General features: G+C 41.7%; 21 protein-coding genes and 1 pseudogene. 5 read left to right on the forward strand and 17 right to left on the reverse strand.

The window, feature by feature from the left end:
- Nucleotides 1-4 precede the first annotated feature (4 nt).
- From QUB30_RS29200 to QUB30_RS29270, 15 genes are all read right to left on the reverse strand, one after another.
- Nucleotides 5-514 carry a hypothetical protein gene (locus QUB30_RS29200; RefSeq protein WP_333341109.1) on the reverse strand — a complete coding sequence of 170 codons (510 nt, stop codon included), beginning with the start codon at nucleotides 512-514 and terminating at the stop codon, nucleotides 5-7.
- Nucleotides 515-723: 209 nt separating this feature from the next.
- Complete coding sequence (locus QUB30_RS29205) at nucleotides 724-1,035, reverse strand: hypothetical protein (RefSeq protein ID WP_333341111.1); 312 nt, start codon at nucleotides 1,033-1,035, stop codon at nucleotides 724-726.
- Nucleotides 1,036-1,261: 226 nt separating this feature from the next.
- Nucleotides 1,262-1,648: a hypothetical protein gene (locus QUB30_RS29210; RefSeq protein ID WP_333341114.1), complete on the reverse strand. Its 387-nt coding sequence runs from the start codon at nucleotides 1,646-1,648 to the stop codon at nucleotides 1,262-1,264.
- Nucleotides 1,649-1,838: 190 nt separating this feature from the next.
- A complete protein-coding gene (locus QUB30_RS29215) occupies nucleotides 1,839-2,282 on the reverse strand; it encodes a hypothetical protein (protein WP_333341117.1) in 444 nt (147 codons plus the stop codon).
- 205 nt (nucleotides 2,283-2,487) lie between these two features.
- Nucleotides 2,488-2,778 (reverse strand): hypothetical protein, encoded by a 291-nt coding sequence (locus QUB30_RS29220; RefSeq protein WP_333341118.1) that lies wholly within the window; start codon nucleotides 2,776-2,778, stop codon nucleotides 2,488-2,490.
- Between the two features lie 15 nt (nucleotides 2,779-2,793).
- Nucleotides 2,794-3,180: a hypothetical protein gene (locus tag QUB30_RS29225; protein ID WP_333341121.1), complete on the reverse strand. Its 387-nt coding sequence runs from the start codon at nucleotides 3,178-3,180 to the stop codon at nucleotides 2,794-2,796.
- Between the two features lie 82 nt (nucleotides 3,181-3,262).
- Nucleotides 3,263-3,628, reverse strand: a complete 366-nt coding sequence (locus QUB30_RS29230) for a hypothetical protein (protein ID WP_333341125.1) — start codon at nucleotides 3,626-3,628, stop codon at nucleotides 3,263-3,265.
- Nucleotides 3,629-3,755: 127 nt separating this feature from the next.
- The gene (locus QUB30_RS29235) at nucleotides 3,756-4,130 is read right to left on the reverse strand and encodes a hypothetical protein (RefSeq protein ID WP_333341129.1); all 375 of its coding nucleotides are present in this window, start codon (nucleotides 4,128-4,130) and stop codon (nucleotides 3,756-3,758) included.
- A 41-nt stretch (nucleotides 4,131-4,171) separates the two neighbouring features.
- The gene (locus QUB30_RS29240) at nucleotides 4,172-4,558 is read right to left on the reverse strand and encodes a hypothetical protein (protein ID WP_333341131.1); all 387 of its coding nucleotides are present in this window, start codon (nucleotides 4,556-4,558) and stop codon (nucleotides 4,172-4,174) included.
- Between the two features lie 185 nt (nucleotides 4,559-4,743).
- On the reverse strand, nucleotides 4,744-5,070 hold the full coding sequence (locus tag QUB30_RS29245; RefSeq protein ID WP_333341134.1) for a hypothetical protein: 327 nt from the start codon (nucleotides 5,068-5,070) through the stop codon (nucleotides 4,744-4,746).
- 88 nt (nucleotides 5,071-5,158) lie between these two features.
- Nucleotides 5,159-5,506, reverse strand: coding sequence for a hypothetical protein (locus tag QUB30_RS29250; RefSeq protein WP_333341136.1), 348 nt, complete (start codon nucleotides 5,504-5,506; stop codon nucleotides 5,159-5,161).
- 80 nt (nucleotides 5,507-5,586) lie between these two features.
- Entirely contained in the window at nucleotides 5,587-6,321 is a 735-nt protein-coding gene (locus QUB30_RS29255; protein WP_333341139.1) for a hypothetical protein, read from the reverse strand.
- A gap of 44 nt (nucleotides 6,322-6,365) precedes the next feature.
- Complete coding sequence (locus QUB30_RS29260; protein ID WP_333341142.1) at nucleotides 6,366-6,782, reverse strand: hypothetical protein; 417 nt, start codon at nucleotides 6,780-6,782, stop codon at nucleotides 6,366-6,368.
- Nucleotides 6,783-6,849: 67 nt separating this feature from the next.
- On the reverse strand, nucleotides 6,850-7,248 hold the full coding sequence (locus QUB30_RS29265; RefSeq protein WP_333341144.1) for a hypothetical protein: 399 nt from the start codon (nucleotides 7,246-7,248) through the stop codon (nucleotides 6,850-6,852).
- Between the two features lie 59 nt (nucleotides 7,249-7,307).
- Nucleotides 7,308-7,697 carry a hypothetical protein gene (locus tag QUB30_RS29270; RefSeq protein ID WP_333341147.1) on the reverse strand — a complete coding sequence of 130 codons (390 nt, stop codon included), beginning with the start codon at nucleotides 7,695-7,697 and terminating at the stop codon, nucleotides 7,308-7,310.
- Between the two features lie 68 nt (nucleotides 7,698-7,765).
- Between QUB30_RS29270 and QUB30_RS29275 the strand changes: the two genes are divergently transcribed.
- Nucleotides 7,766-8,587, forward strand: coding sequence for a DNA cytosine methyltransferase (locus QUB30_RS29275; RefSeq protein ID WP_333341150.1), 822 nt, complete (start codon nucleotides 7,766-7,768; stop codon nucleotides 8,585-8,587).
- Nucleotides 8,588-8,603: 16 nt separating this feature from the next.
- On the forward strand, nucleotides 8,604-8,936 hold the full coding sequence (locus QUB30_RS29280) for a hypothetical protein (RefSeq protein WP_333341154.1): 333 nt from the start codon (nucleotides 8,604-8,606) through the stop codon (nucleotides 8,934-8,936).
- Between the two features lie 177 nt (nucleotides 8,937-9,113).
- Here the strand turns inward: QUB30_RS29280 and QUB30_RS33995 are convergent.
- Nucleotides 9,114-9,338: pseudogene (locus QUB30_RS33995) on the reverse strand (HNH endonuclease signature motif containing protein); the annotation flags it as partial.
- 15 nt (nucleotides 9,339-9,353) lie between these two features.
- On the reverse strand, nucleotides 9,354-9,818 hold the full coding sequence (locus tag QUB30_RS29285) for a hypothetical protein (RefSeq protein WP_333341156.1): 465 nt from the start codon (nucleotides 9,816-9,818) through the stop codon (nucleotides 9,354-9,356).
- Between the two features lie 92 nt (nucleotides 9,819-9,910).
- Here QUB30_RS29285 and QUB30_RS29290 point away from each other — a divergent pair, with 92 nt between their 5' ends.
- From QUB30_RS29290 to QUB30_RS29300, 3 genes are all read left to right on the forward strand, one after another.
- Nucleotides 9,911-10,351 (forward strand): ribonuclease H, encoded by a 441-nt coding sequence (locus tag QUB30_RS29290; protein ID WP_333341158.1) that lies wholly within the window; start codon nucleotides 9,911-9,913, stop codon nucleotides 10,349-10,351.
- Between the two features lie 84 nt (nucleotides 10,352-10,435).
- Nucleotides 10,436-11,860: a hypothetical protein gene (locus QUB30_RS29295; protein WP_333341162.1), complete on the forward strand. Its 1,425-nt coding sequence runs from the start codon at nucleotides 10,436-10,438 to the stop codon at nucleotides 11,858-11,860.
- Between the two features lie 4 nt (nucleotides 11,861-11,864).
- On the forward strand, nucleotides 11,865-13,951 hold a 2,087-nt coding region (locus tag QUB30_RS29300), incomplete at its 3' end, for a hypothetical protein (protein ID WP_333341165.1).

The following is a 13,951-nucleotide window of genomic DNA, read 5'->3' on the forward strand; positions in this document are numbered from 1 at the left end:
ATTGCTATCTACAATCCCTATCAGTTTTGATTACGACTTCGCCTTGATTGCCGTAAGCTCCGCCTCTGACCAAACAAAACTTCTTTCTTGTCCAGGGATGGCTGAAAGTAATAGTTCCATGCTGACCATAACTACCACCAATTCCGCTGTTGGTTTCGCTACTCCAACTAATCAAGGTTGCTACATTGCTGCCTGCTCTGCCTGCAACTCTCGCATCAATACCTCTAAAAGTCGATTTGATATCAACTCCGCTGGGCAAAGGGATTTTGGTTCCACAAACTCCGCTCAAACACTCAGAAATTGCTGGTTTTTCGCCTGTAAAGATTGCTACGCTTCTTACTTCGCCATAATTAACAATTGCATCGTATCTGCTTTGCTTCGCTGTCTGGACTAACTGCACATGGGCTGCTGTAACTTTTGCATAACCAATTAATCCAGTTCCAGCTAATAATCCAAGTGCTGCCAATTCACCAGCAATAACGATCGATACCATTGTTTCTACTAAATTAGCCATGAGAAATACCTAAGTAAAGGATAGTGAGCTGCATAACTACAGCTCACTCCCTCATCGCGAAGCGCCCTCACTAAAAATATTCACCTTTTTCTTTCTCTTTCTCTTTCTCTTTCTTTTTCCCTTTTTGTTGCTCTTTATTGATTTTTTAAGCCCCAATATACATGACAGATACTGAGGCTTTTCTTTGCTATCGATCGGTACTGCTAGAACTAAAATTCATCAGTTCTGTTGCTGTTACCGTTGTTATTGTTGTATTCTTTCTTGTTGGCATAATACTCAGTACGAATTTGCATCAATTCATCTGCTGTATATCCCAACTTACTGACAAATGCACGGATTGCTGGCAGTTCCATTTTATGAATCTCGTACTCTTCCCAATCACGCTTGAAAACTTCATACAAATCTAAACCTTTGAGATCGGTATCATTGTCAGCCTTGAACTGTGACCAAGCCATAATACGAACAGCATCTCTCAAATTGGATGCTTCTTTTTCTGATTTGGTCAAGATATGAATAGCCATGATAGCCTCTAAGTAAAGTACAGAAAATCTAACTCAATCCCTTAAGGCGAAGCCCTACAAAACGCTTAACTTCACCATTGTTTCTTCATTGACCGATTAGGAGATTAAGTTTAACACTTTGGATTGACCAAAATATTTAACTTAATCTTACCATTCGATCGGAATGATTGATGCAATTGATGATGGAAACTAGAAAGTCTCCACCATCAATTTGTGTTAAGTAAAGCTAAAACAAATCACCAACATCATATTCTTCTTCAGCAACACTAACATCTTCGGGAACATCTTCAGAATTACCATTGCGATTACCGTTAGATGAACTGTTGTTCTTGACAGGAGCTGTTGCACTAGGAGTATTGGTTTTCTTAGCATAGTATTTCGATCGAATCGAAAGTAACTCAGCTTCAGAAAATTCTAGACTCTTAGCAAAAGCTAGAAGATCCTCGTAACCTTTATTATGAATGTCATCGACTTGCCATTCCTTGTCGAACACAGCATAACCGCCATACTGGAGATTCTTGAGTGCTTCTTTGTTAGTAGACTTGTATTCTTCCCAGGCAAGAATACGAAGTGCATCAATTAACAAACTACGCTTTTTGGCAGTCTTGGACATAAAAACAATAGCCATGATGGAATTCCTTTGATAAATGTACAGTGAATTTGGAAATAAGCAGAAAACCTATCTCATTTCCCTATCGCGAAGCGACCCTAACAGATAAACTACTGTAGGTTCTTTCAATAGAATTGAGTGCTGAGTAAGTAACAAAGGCTGCATACAATGTGTTTTGTATGCAGCCTTTTGTCTACCATTCGATCGGCTCTATCATTTGTGATGTGTAGCCTTTAGCTTTGTTTAGTTGCCATAATACTAAGCTAAAGCGTTCAGGGCTTAGTATTCGTGGTATTGAATGGGTAAGTTTGCAGTTAAATTCGCAGAGATCGCCATCACTCAATTTGTGAAGTTTGCCATCGATCGCAAATTCAGCCTCGCCAAGGTTTATGCTTACTGCCCGAGGCATTGCGTAGCCGTGATCCTTGTGAGCTCGGATCAGCCCGCTACTGCCTCCTCTCAGAGAACCGTGGTAGGTAAGCAAACCTATGTTACTGCCGGGGTAGATTCGTTGGCAGAAGTTATAGAGCCGATCGTCAAAGTAAGCAGGTTTTACTTTGCCGTTGCCTAGATGTACTTCGTTAAAAAGCCAAAGTTCTAGTCGCCGAGTAGTCAGGGTTGAGTGGCTAGGCTTCATTTGCTCTACTAAGCTACGGCAGTAATCGCGAAAAAGCTCAAGGTTAGGGATCTGTTTCTTTAGTCGTTTCATGCTAGTCACCAGTAGGGATCATTTCCTTACCGCGAAGCGACCCTTGCTAATAACTTCCTGTAGGTTCTTCTCTTTCAATTCTAGCGATTGATGATGGAAAGATCAACTCTCCATCATCAATCTAAGTTAATCGTTAATCATCAGCAATTTTTTCTGGATAAGGTTGTGCGATGGAGTAGTAGCATTCTCTGATGGCTAAGAGTTGTTCGATCGAGAAACCTCTTTCTGTTGCTAATAGAGTAAGTTGAGTTAGATCCATCGATCGAATATTGCTCTGTCTCCAGCGACTGTAGAATCTGGTGTAACGCTGGTTTAAATCTTCACAAATCTGAGGATTTGTTTCAAACACCTCCCATGCAAGCACCCGGAACGCATCACGTAGGCGTAGAGTTGTCTGTTCAGATTGTATATCTAGTCGCATCATGTTTCTGTTCTCCTGTTACTTTTGAGGGAAAATATCTTGTAAGAGTTGAATGAGATTGTCTTTGTTATCGATCGCCACCCTGAGTGCGTAAGGAAATAGCGAATCATATTCAGTTTCAAAGTGAACTTTGCCACTAAGACTAGACGATGGAAATGCTACCTGAAGAAAACTCGCTCTAGGAGTTAGGACAAGTTGATATCTTTTCTCACCTTTGTTTTTGTAAGCAACGTATTGCTGTTTGTTGAATCGTTCTAATTTGGTATTCTTAGCTATCCAAGACTCTGCGAGCGAAAATAGACTTGTTCCACCTTCGATGCTATTGATGAGGGTAGAAATCAATTGGGGTACACCGTCAACAACTTCAAATCGTTGAATCACATCGTAAATTATTTTGTCAGTCATTTGAATTGTGTGTGAATTGGATAGTGTAAGTTTCTCCTCAAACTCAAGAAGTAGTGAAGAGAAACTTAGGTTTAGTAGTTAGCTACTTTTTCTTGCAACGAATTACCTCAGCAACAAACTCAGGACTTAACCCGCGTACTTTCATTTCTAGTGGGAAAGCGCTAACTCGTTTGGCTTTTCTGGGTTCAGCTTCTTTCTTGAGTGTGTAACCGCCAACTGTAGCTACCAGGTTTAGATATTTAGCAGCATGAGCTTTCGATTCTACACCTATGTACGTGATGAAAGATTCAAATCCTGAAGCAGCATCCGGCATTTCTTGCCAATTGAATTGATTATTGGTTGTGCCGACAATCGTGATTCGATCGCTCAATTTTACTACAACGTAACTACCGTGTGGCGAGGTTTCAATAACTTCACCTTCAACGCCTGCGAAATTGATTTTGTCCATGATTCAGTCCCTAACTAAACAACTCAACACTTCAAAGCGAAGCAAACACTAACAACCTTAGAAACAGTTTTCAATTCCGTTTCTGTGATTGCTAGTGTTTCTGATGTTTCTATTTCGGTAGGTATAGCTAAGCAGAATGAGGATGAGGATAATGCTGTAGAGTCTGCACAAGATATTCAGGAGAAAGCCCGATCGCTCTCACTTCATAGGGATAGCCACGGACGAACCTCGAAACAAAGACATCTCTGTTGGAAGTTCCGCCAGCTTTGGTAATTTTGTCTTTGATAAGTTCGGCTTCCGGGTAAGTGTGCACACCCACATATAGGACAAAGCGTTTTGATAGAAAACCTGTCAGATTGTCCGTTATTTCATCCCAAATGAAATGGTTTGTGTAAATGGCACGGACAGCGATTCGATCCGATAACCGGAAGATAAAATAGCTTTGGTGCGGGGACAACGCCAACACCTCAGCTTGAATTCCACCGAAATTGATTCTTTGCATTTCACTAATCCTGTAATTCAACAATTCAACAATTCAACGCTTTAGAGCGAAGCATAAACCTCTTCTCTGTCTGTTGTAGTAGCAGGCACAGGATATGGAACAAACGACTTGAAACGGGCTTGATGTTGAATTCTGTGCTGATTACCAAGCGATTGAAAAACCTCTTTGATATACTTGAGGCGAAGATTTTGAAGATTGATTGAACCTTGCGAATACTCTTGCCAGAATCCTTGCTGGTACAGGTGGAGGCACATATAGAAAGCGTAATCTGGCAAAACTAACGCTGGACATTTGATGCCTGTGAGATAAGGCTGAAATTCCTTAACTGGTTCCCCTAACTTATGTTTGCTACCTTTATTTATCAGCCAAAAATCTGCTTCCGGGAAATTGTTTTTCACAATCCAGTTAAACAGCAACAGATTTTCCATACTTCATTTTGGGAATAACATCCTCTCCCCAAAACGAAGTATTTTCATCCCTCTTTTATCATTTCAACTCTCACACATACATAGCCTGTATGCACCTGTACATAGCGCACATGACCATCACATCACCATCACATAAGGAAGCTAGGAACAGGAACTCCCAGATGTTTCTGTTCCTGAGCTAGGAGTTACCAGAAAATGCTGATAAACTCACGGCTGTGAAGAATCTCAGTGGAATCGCCATTTTCGTCAAGAACTATGTAGGTAAAAGTTTGGTTAACATGGCTAGTTAAATTCATCGTTACAACCTGAACAATTCCAATAGAGGTATTGTACAAACTCCCTACCTGGATGCGATCGCCATTCTGACACAACGGCAACTCACATTGAAAATACATTTCCCCGTCACTGTTCTTGTAAATAAACACACCATCGCGCCATTTACAATGTCTGCCAATTGTGTCAGAGATGCCAAAGTTACCAGATTTTAGTCTATCAACTGCGATTACTCTCATAATAGTTACCTCAAATTTGCACTTTATAGCGAAGCAATCAAGAACCTCAAACTGTCCGAATAACAGCTTAAGATTCTTGAAAGAAAAGTTAGACAGCGCTGTCGATTTCCCAGGACAGAAGTTTTTCTTCAGTTCTTTGTTCAGTTTCGACAATGTACTCAAAATATTGAGCAACGGTTACTGAAGGGACGATCAACTTAACCGTAACTACCCCGCAGACAGTCAAATAAAGGCTACCTACATGGATGCGATCGCCATTGACACATAACGGGAGTTCGCAAGAGAAATGATATTGCTTCCTACCCTCCACGCAGACATAGACACCGCCTCGCCAAACCAAATTGTCGCTAACCGGCAAATCAAACTGAGACTGGTCAGGGCGGGAAATCAGCGCAACTACCTTCTTTCCTGTTGGTGTAACTGTAACTAAACTCATATCAAAACTCACTGTGGCAGAACGTGGGCAGAACTCACGTCCTTACCGCAAAGCGTTTTAACGGTTAACCTCAGCTATTCTTATTTACAGATTAGGTCTGTTCCTGAATCTGTTTTTGTTACTGTTTCTGTTACGGGAACAGTTTTTGTTTCTGTTACTGTTTTTGTTTCTGATGGTTGAGAGTGTTTCCAAGGAGCAAAGATTTCGGTATCCTGGAAAAGCTCTTGAGGACTGATGGTAGAGTTAGGACGTTTGAGAATGCCTTTATCTCGGTAGAATAACTGCTCATCCAAAGCATAGGCAACAAGTTCGCTACAAATCCATTTATCGGGATGATTAAGCAGATTCCCTAGCAGTTCCTCCAACTTCCCGGTCAGCAATCGATCGAGCATCCGCCCAGGAAAACTGCCTGAGAGTCCTTGCGTCAAGATTGCGCCGAAATCGTATTCTTTGCCGACTTCGAGACTGGCTTTGTGTGCGATCGCATAACCTACCGAATCGTTGAAAAATATGGGTTTGCGGAAGAAGATTTGACAGTTAGGGTCATTGAAGTATTTGCTTAATGTGCAAACCTTGACTGTGTTATTTGCCATATCTGCTTCGATACATTGATCTGCGCCCGCCACAATCAAGGTATGAGTCACATGGATATCGCTTATCATATCCCAACCTGTAAAATAAGAGATTCCGATCGAAGTTACGTCCGATCCTTTGTTCAGAAATCCTATGTACCCCGTTTTATAATTCACTTGATAATCTGGGGCTATGTCTGTTACTTTGATTGCTGGTTTATCAGGAAATTCTGTTGCAAGCATTAGGGCTATACTCTAACTAATTTAGCTAGAGTATAACAGTTTTATCATTGTTCTATAGCTGGATATTTTGACCAATACCAGTTCAAGAAACGCTTGATAAATTGAGCTGTCGGTAAGTCGTGATGGCTGATATACCAAAGATAGAGAGGTTCTTTTCTGTGTCGTTCACAGAAATTAATTAAATGTCTGTTGACTGTGAGAGTTTGAAATTGCTCCCAGATAATTAAGCGTTTTTCTTCGACTGTATTACCATCAAAGTAACCTGCTAAATTGGTTAACTCCTTCCGCTGTTTCCATGCCCAAGTTGACAAACGGATATCCTTACCTTCATAAGCAACAGCATAATGACCTTTGAGAACGTCTTTATCAACTGGTTTACCATTCCGATAGAAATAGGTTCCTTCTCGCCTGTTGACATCGTAAGGAAAAAGGTTCATTGGATTGATGTGAATTTCTGACATAATTCTCCTTGATTTTATGAAAATACGTTAACCTAGAAATACTGAGTTTCTAGGTTAAACGTAATTGCTATATTCGATTTGCCAAATAATCAACGCATCTGGCGATAAGTTCAGCATGGGAATGATCAGAAATATAAATCAGCTTCAATTTACCTGTATGTCGGTAAGCTTCAGCTAATTCCATAATCGATCGAAAGATATCGGAATCAGCGACTAAAGAAGGCTCATAGAAACCTTTTAATCCTTTGCGGAAATACTTCGGTAAATGCTGCTGGATTTGTTGCCATAGCATTTGCCGATACTCCTCAACAGAAAACTTGCCTCGCCAAAGCGGAGAATTATCTAGTTGGTCATACTGATTCTTTAGACCTTCACTGACATTGAAAACTTCTCGGTCAATATCGATCGCAAACTTAACTTTTTCAGTCGTGAATTTGTCGAAATCAAACTTTTCTACGGTAATCATGGTAGTAGTTACTGCTGAGAGGTCACTCCCTTATCGCGAAGCGACCCTCACCCGCAACTTCAACTACCTCCAATTCTGATTATTTTGGTTTTCTTTCCAGTTCGATCGATGTTATCCCTGGTTCCGCGACTGTTGCCGTCCCAGAGAGCCAAACCGTAATCGCAAATTGAGCACATTGCTATATCTCGATCGACATAGCTCCCTGCAACTCCCACCGTTTCATATCCCGTAGTGTTTCTCGGTTTCCCACCTCCGCCCCACAGAGCAAAGTAAACTCTAACGTTGAGGTAATTCGATCGACGCAGATATTCTTGAACTAGCTTGTCTACGCCTCCCGCATCACCCACAATTACCGAAAAGTTTAGCTCCATTATTCGATCGATTGATGGTAATCCAGCACTGATATCTTTGATTAAACGACTGCCAGAAATCATTACAATTTTACTCATAGTTGTTGATTTAAAACTACTTTTCAAACACGAAGTAAAAGTGATAAAATTAAAATAAAGGCACGAATATGAAACTAAAATGCGTTGATTTGTTTGCGGGAATAGGAGCTTGGGAATTAGCAGGCAGTTTAGTCAACCCGAATTCTCAAATTAAATTAGAGACGATCGAATTCGTAGAAAATAATCCTTACTCCCAACAAGTTCTGAGAACACACTTCCCAGAAATCCCAATCCATTCTGATATTCAAGATTACCTACCAGTAAAAGGAAAAGCTGATGTCTTCACAATCTCATTCCCTTGCACGGGTACATCCAGAGCTGGAACCAAAACCGGACTCGTTCACATCGAATCAAGTCTATGGTTCCAAGCACTCCGATGCGTCATACTCGGTAGACCAAGTTTTGTATTGGTGGAGAATCCTGTGGGGCTTATCGATCGAGGGCTACGAACAATTATTGCCGGACTCAGAATGGGCGGTTACGAAACAGAAGTTGAAGTTATCAGCGCGTCGGAGTGCGGTGCGGTACACGAGAGACAAAGAGTGTTTGTCATTGCCTACCTGCACAACCTTGCCCTCCAGCAACGGAAAGGGTGGCAGGGCTGGGCAGAATGTCTTGGAAAACAGATTGAAATTGCAAGGTCGTTTACCCAGTACCCAGAAACTGAATCCAGAAGTTTGCCTGTGGCTCATGGGAATGCCCCTTACCTGGCTGGATTGCATTACGAGCACTGGTGGCGATTCAATCCCCCGCCTGCCAACCCAGGAGTAGAACGCAGAACTCCGGGCAGGGCACAAGCAATCAACCTAACAGGCTTATCAATTTGTGTCCCGCAAGCTACAGTTCCCTTGATGCGTCTCCAATTTCTCGCTTCTTTACTTCAATATTAATAATTCTGGCAAAGAGATGAGCAATGTAGAAGAGCAAATCCGTTTGTACCGTCAAGGGCTGTCTTATTCCCAAATAGCGGAACATACCAACACGACAGCAGCAAAGGTACAGCGCAGTATCAGGACATGGAACTTGCAGCCTAAGCAAGTCGAACCATCCACTCTATCGGCTGAGGAAATTGAAGCTCTAAGAGAACGCATTCGTAGCTTGCGGGGCGGAACACCATCGCTCAGAGCCGAGGGGCAATCCATGAAGGCGATGCGCTACGCGCCCGCAAGCTACGACCGTCAAGTTGGCATTGAGGAAATTGTAGTTTATCGACATTTGCAAATTATGGGATTGCTTTAGCAGATTACTTAAATAAACTCAATTGTTTCCATTATAAAGATTTCTTACCGTTACTTTTACTGTTACTGTTTTTGTTATTAGAGAATGTATAAATAAGGTGTTTCCCAAGGTCATCTTGTTTAATGTGTGAGATAGTTCGACCGGAAACACCAAATAACATAGCGATTCTTTCTTGGGTTAACTAGGTTTTAGATAACAAAGCTTTGAGTTGAAACACTTTTTTTCGGTTAGTTTAGCACTATTATGTCGGGAACTTCTGGCTGAACGTCCTTTTTCTACCATATCCCTCATATTGTCTTTGTAAGTGCCGAGGAATAAAGGCTCAGGATTAACACAAGCTGGATTGTCGCATTTGTGACATACCAACATACCTTCAGGAATTTCCGCGTTGTATAACTGAAAACTTACACGAGAAGCTTAAGGCTTAGTTTCCATTGAGATCACCCTGTCAAACTCTTTGACGACATAGTTTAAAAACTTGAGATTCTGATCCAACAGCTTTAAAAATCTCTCAGGCAAACAAGTAAATCCTTGTCGAGTCAGTTCTTCTACCAGAAAAAATACAGCAAATCCAAAGTAGAATAGCTTAGGGGCTATATCACCGTCTGGTGTAAATCCTTCCGTTGATATGTAAGATTTCCCAGTTCGATCGACATACTGAACAAAGTAGAGACTTCCGCCACCATTCAGGGCTATGAATTCTCTACTTTTTTCTGTCAGAGTTCCGTTTGGTCGTAGCTTGCAGGGCGGTACGCCATCGTGTCTAAATTCATTAAACATTTCCTGGGTCAGATTCTTCATGTGTTCTAGTTGCTGATTCAGTCGTCCATTCTCTGCCCGTAACTGCAAACATTCTATTAACAAATCGGTATGTTCAGACATATTAAATCTCGAAATTCTTGATTATATTATAGCAAATGTCATCTGTAATATCGCTTCGCTGTCAGGTTTGGATTCTTCTACATTTGAAATAAATGGTAAACGCAACTCAAGATACAGGTAAGCAACCAAAAAGTGTAGTTAACATTCATTGTGATGGTGCTTGTTCAGGAAATCCAGGACCCGGTGGTTGGGCTGCATTCCTCACTATTCCAGGGAAAACTAACAAGAAAATGATTAGTGGTAAATCTGACAAAACCACTACTAACAATCGCATGGAACTGATGGCAGCGATCGAAGGGTTAAAAGCTCTGAAACAGCCCTGCAAAGTTACCATATTTTCTGATTCAGCCTATGTGGTCAACACAATGGCAAAAGGTTGGAAACGTAAAGCTAACCAAGATTTGTGGGAAGAAGTTGATAAGTTAGTAAAAGTTCATGAGGTGACATGGATATGGTTAGCACGGAATTCGACTCCTGAGTTGACTGAGTGCGATCGAATTGCCAAAGAAGAAAGTTTGAAGAAATCTAGCTAAAACTAGGTGATGATGGTAGGCATTAAGCGTGTGAATTGAACTACAATATTTGTTAATCAAGTATCGAAAACAACCACACTTACTATGCCTACCAATGCAATCGCCGATGTTTGGGCAAACTTTCAATCCCTAACAGGAGTGGCTGAAGTTCAAAAGATAATGGATGCTCCCCAACAATGGCTGATCGAACAACCACTGACTCAAGGATTATTGGGTCATCCAACAGGCAAAGCTATTTTAGGTTGGCTTCAGTCATCACAGAATGTTTTGGCATTTCCTACGCTGATAGGTCAATGCGGAACAGCATTTTTGGAAACATCCCACGGCATAAACAGAGCTTACAACAGCAAACTTTATGAAAATCTAGCAGGTGCTGGTGAAAGAACTTTGGCTGCATTAACTTCTACCAGTACAGAGAAAGGTATCTATGGCGATGTCATAAATGCTTTCAACAACAGCTTAAATCTCCCAGAATTATCCAAAATGGGAGTAAAAGTTGACTACGCTATGGATCAAGCATGGTCGTCAATTAGTCAAAAAAAGCTTCAGATGCAGGAAGAAGCCAGAAAATTAAGAGACAAATATTACCAGGAATTACAAGATCAGCGTTTGAAATTGGATGAAAGAAGAAGAACCAGAGCTAAATACAACAATGTGGCTAGAAGTTTGGTTGCTATGGGTGATGCGCCGATTCCTTCTCCCAGAGTCATCACAGCTAGCAGTAGCTACGACATCAATTCAATTTATAACGATCGAATCTTGTCAATCCGAAGTGTTCCGGTCAATGCCAGCGCTTTGATAGTTGTTCCGGTGGTAGCGCCGATTGTAGCTGTTGGCGGTGCTTTGGCAACTGTAGGAATTACCGCAGGCATAATTTCTAGCATAGCAAGCTGGTTTTTAACCAATTGTATGAATCTGATTGGAATGCCAGCCAGTTTAATTTCAGCTCTCACTCATTGCGTAACTTCCATCGTCCTCAAAGTTTCTGGAAGTTCTGGAGCTCAAGCACTAAGATTCTTTGCTGCTTCTGCTTTGAAAGCTAACGAAGCTTTGTTGATGACTGTTTTTGGTACGACAAATATGAATGTTACTGCCTGGATGTTTTTGTTGGGAATGGCTGGCCCGATTTTAATTGTCTCCATCATCATTATTTTAGCCATGCGAAACAAAACTGCATTAGCGAAAACTCTCTACGTTTTTGGAGATTTAGTCGATAATCCCAACCGATTTAATCTCAGAGTAGCTTCCATGTACGATACTAATGCGATCGAAATATTGGAACAATTCAAAGCCTCAGCTAGAGATATGCGAGACAATGCCAAACTTGCTATGAGCCAAATTGTAGGACTCGGGTTAGATCCAAAAAATGAGTATGCTGTTTGTTATAATCTAACTAATCCTGATAATCCCATTCAAGTCACTGGACAAGAAGCGATCGTAGCATTATTAGGAGCCGACAAAGTTGCTCGAATAGCAACAGGTAGACTCAACTTTATGGACTTCATTTAATCAAATGCCAACCAACTATGAACTTACCTATGACTGGTACGGCGCAGACGAAACACTGGCAAAAATAGCAACTACTGCTGTTTTGTCTGTGTGGGATTGCATTGCAAAACAATGGTCAAATACTCCTAAAGTAACTTTGCGAAATACTCTGCTTTCAGGGTTACACAAAGATGTTGGGAAAGATAGATTTTGTATTGGTGAAATTCCAGAAAATACAAAAAATTCTGCACTGCTGAATCCATTTATAGCGAACAAAACCGATCGATATCAACTGGATTTAGCTAGCAACTCCCGCAATCATGGCAGGTTTACCTTCAATTTAGCTCCGATTGGGAAAGACTACTATGGAACTCTAGCAACGGAACAATGGAAACGAATCATTTACGGCAGTATTCTTCACACAGGATGCAAGCATTTAATTGGGCGAGAATTCAATTATGTGATTGTTGATGATACAGCCAAAGATGCTAAAGGCAACCCGCAAGATGATCCAGTAAATAAACGGCACTGGAACAGCGGAGACAGTCACGCAAAAGCTTCGAGAGAATTCATGCAATTACTCGGTGCGGGAACAGTAGAATTTAATCCTGATGAGATTGATGCTGATATTCCTATTCAGTTTCGGATAGCAGCGTTTAAAAAATGGGTAGCAAAAGGAACCATCGCTTATAATCCCGCACTTGATAACTCTGGCTATGATTTGGTCATTCCTTGGAGTTCTCTAAAAGGTAACAAACCCGCACTCGGAAATTACAAAGATAAACTGCTGTGTGGGTTGGTATTTGAGGCGGAAAAGCGCACCGCAAAAGCAGGCTGGATGCTATTTCAATGGTTTAAATTTGAAACCTTGGAACAAGACAAAATAATCAGCCGACTTCGAGCTAAATGTGAAAAGCTAGCAGCAGCTACTAATTCTATTCAAGCCTTGGCTACTGAGTTACGAATTCATCAAGTAGAAGCGGAATTAGAACGCGAACAGGGCGACTCCATTCAGTCAGAGGCAGAGTATGTCAACACAGCAATGGAGATTATCAAATATGATATAAAAGGGAGACTGTTACTGCATCCCTACATCACCGGGAAAGTAGCAGAAAGACTTCGCGCTGTTTGGCTCAACTTAGCCAAAGCAGCCGGAGTTCGTTTCTGGTCACTGATGTCCCAACCTGATGAGTATTTCCAAAAATACGAAACCACGGACGCTAACAACGTAACCACTTTTAAGGAAAAAGTATTTTGTGCACCTGGGATGATTCCCGGCGAGTACATCGTATTTTGCAACCCCATGCGGCACTGGGGAGATTGTCAGCTCTGGATCAACCGTCATGAAGGCACTTATGCCAAAGGCTATGGATTGATGGCAGCCTCGACAAAACTCATGCTGAATTTGGGCAGAGACTTTGATGGAGACTTTGTTCAGCTCATCGCATCCAAGGAGTATCCAGCTCTGAGAAATGCGATCGCTAACTTTGACAAACCTCCATCCGTTGACAAGCTTCCCAAAATGGCGCTGCCTGGAACTCTCCAAGAAGTCGCCGTTAACAGCATGAATGACAGCACTGGGATTGTTGCCTCACTTCTGGGCCGGGCCCGAGGTGCGGGAGCTGAAGGAATAGTCCTGATGATTCCTCCCGGCGGGATGCAGACAGCTCCCAAAGAAATGGCAATTATCGACTTCCTCAGTCAGGAACTTCAAATCGCGGTTGACTCATTAAAATCCGCATATCCCAACAATGACAAGGGTTTGCAAGCTGTTACTGACTATCTCAACAGTCTCGGAGATGCTGGTAAAATCCCCTGGCTCAAAGACTTTAAAGAGGATGCGGTTTATCTAACTCGACCCTGTGCCGTTGCCGAGGATGCGATGGATACTATTTCCCGCCTGGTTAGAGTCGTTAACAGCTACTGGCGACCAGCTCAACTAGAAACCAACATCAACATCAATTCCTTTGAAAATGCACTCTTTGTGGGTGTTGTAGTCGATCAAAGGCAATTAGATTTTGCTTTTGAGCAACGGAAAGGATACGCGGACGAGATGAAGGTTGCGATCGAATGGAAAAAGCAAAACGATGGTGACACTACCAAAATCCGTGA

The sequence above is a fragment of the Microcoleus sp. BROC3 genome, assembly GCF_036702515.1.
Classification (GTDB): domain Bacteria; phylum Cyanobacteriota; class Cyanobacteriia; order Cyanobacteriales; family Microcoleaceae; genus Microcoleus.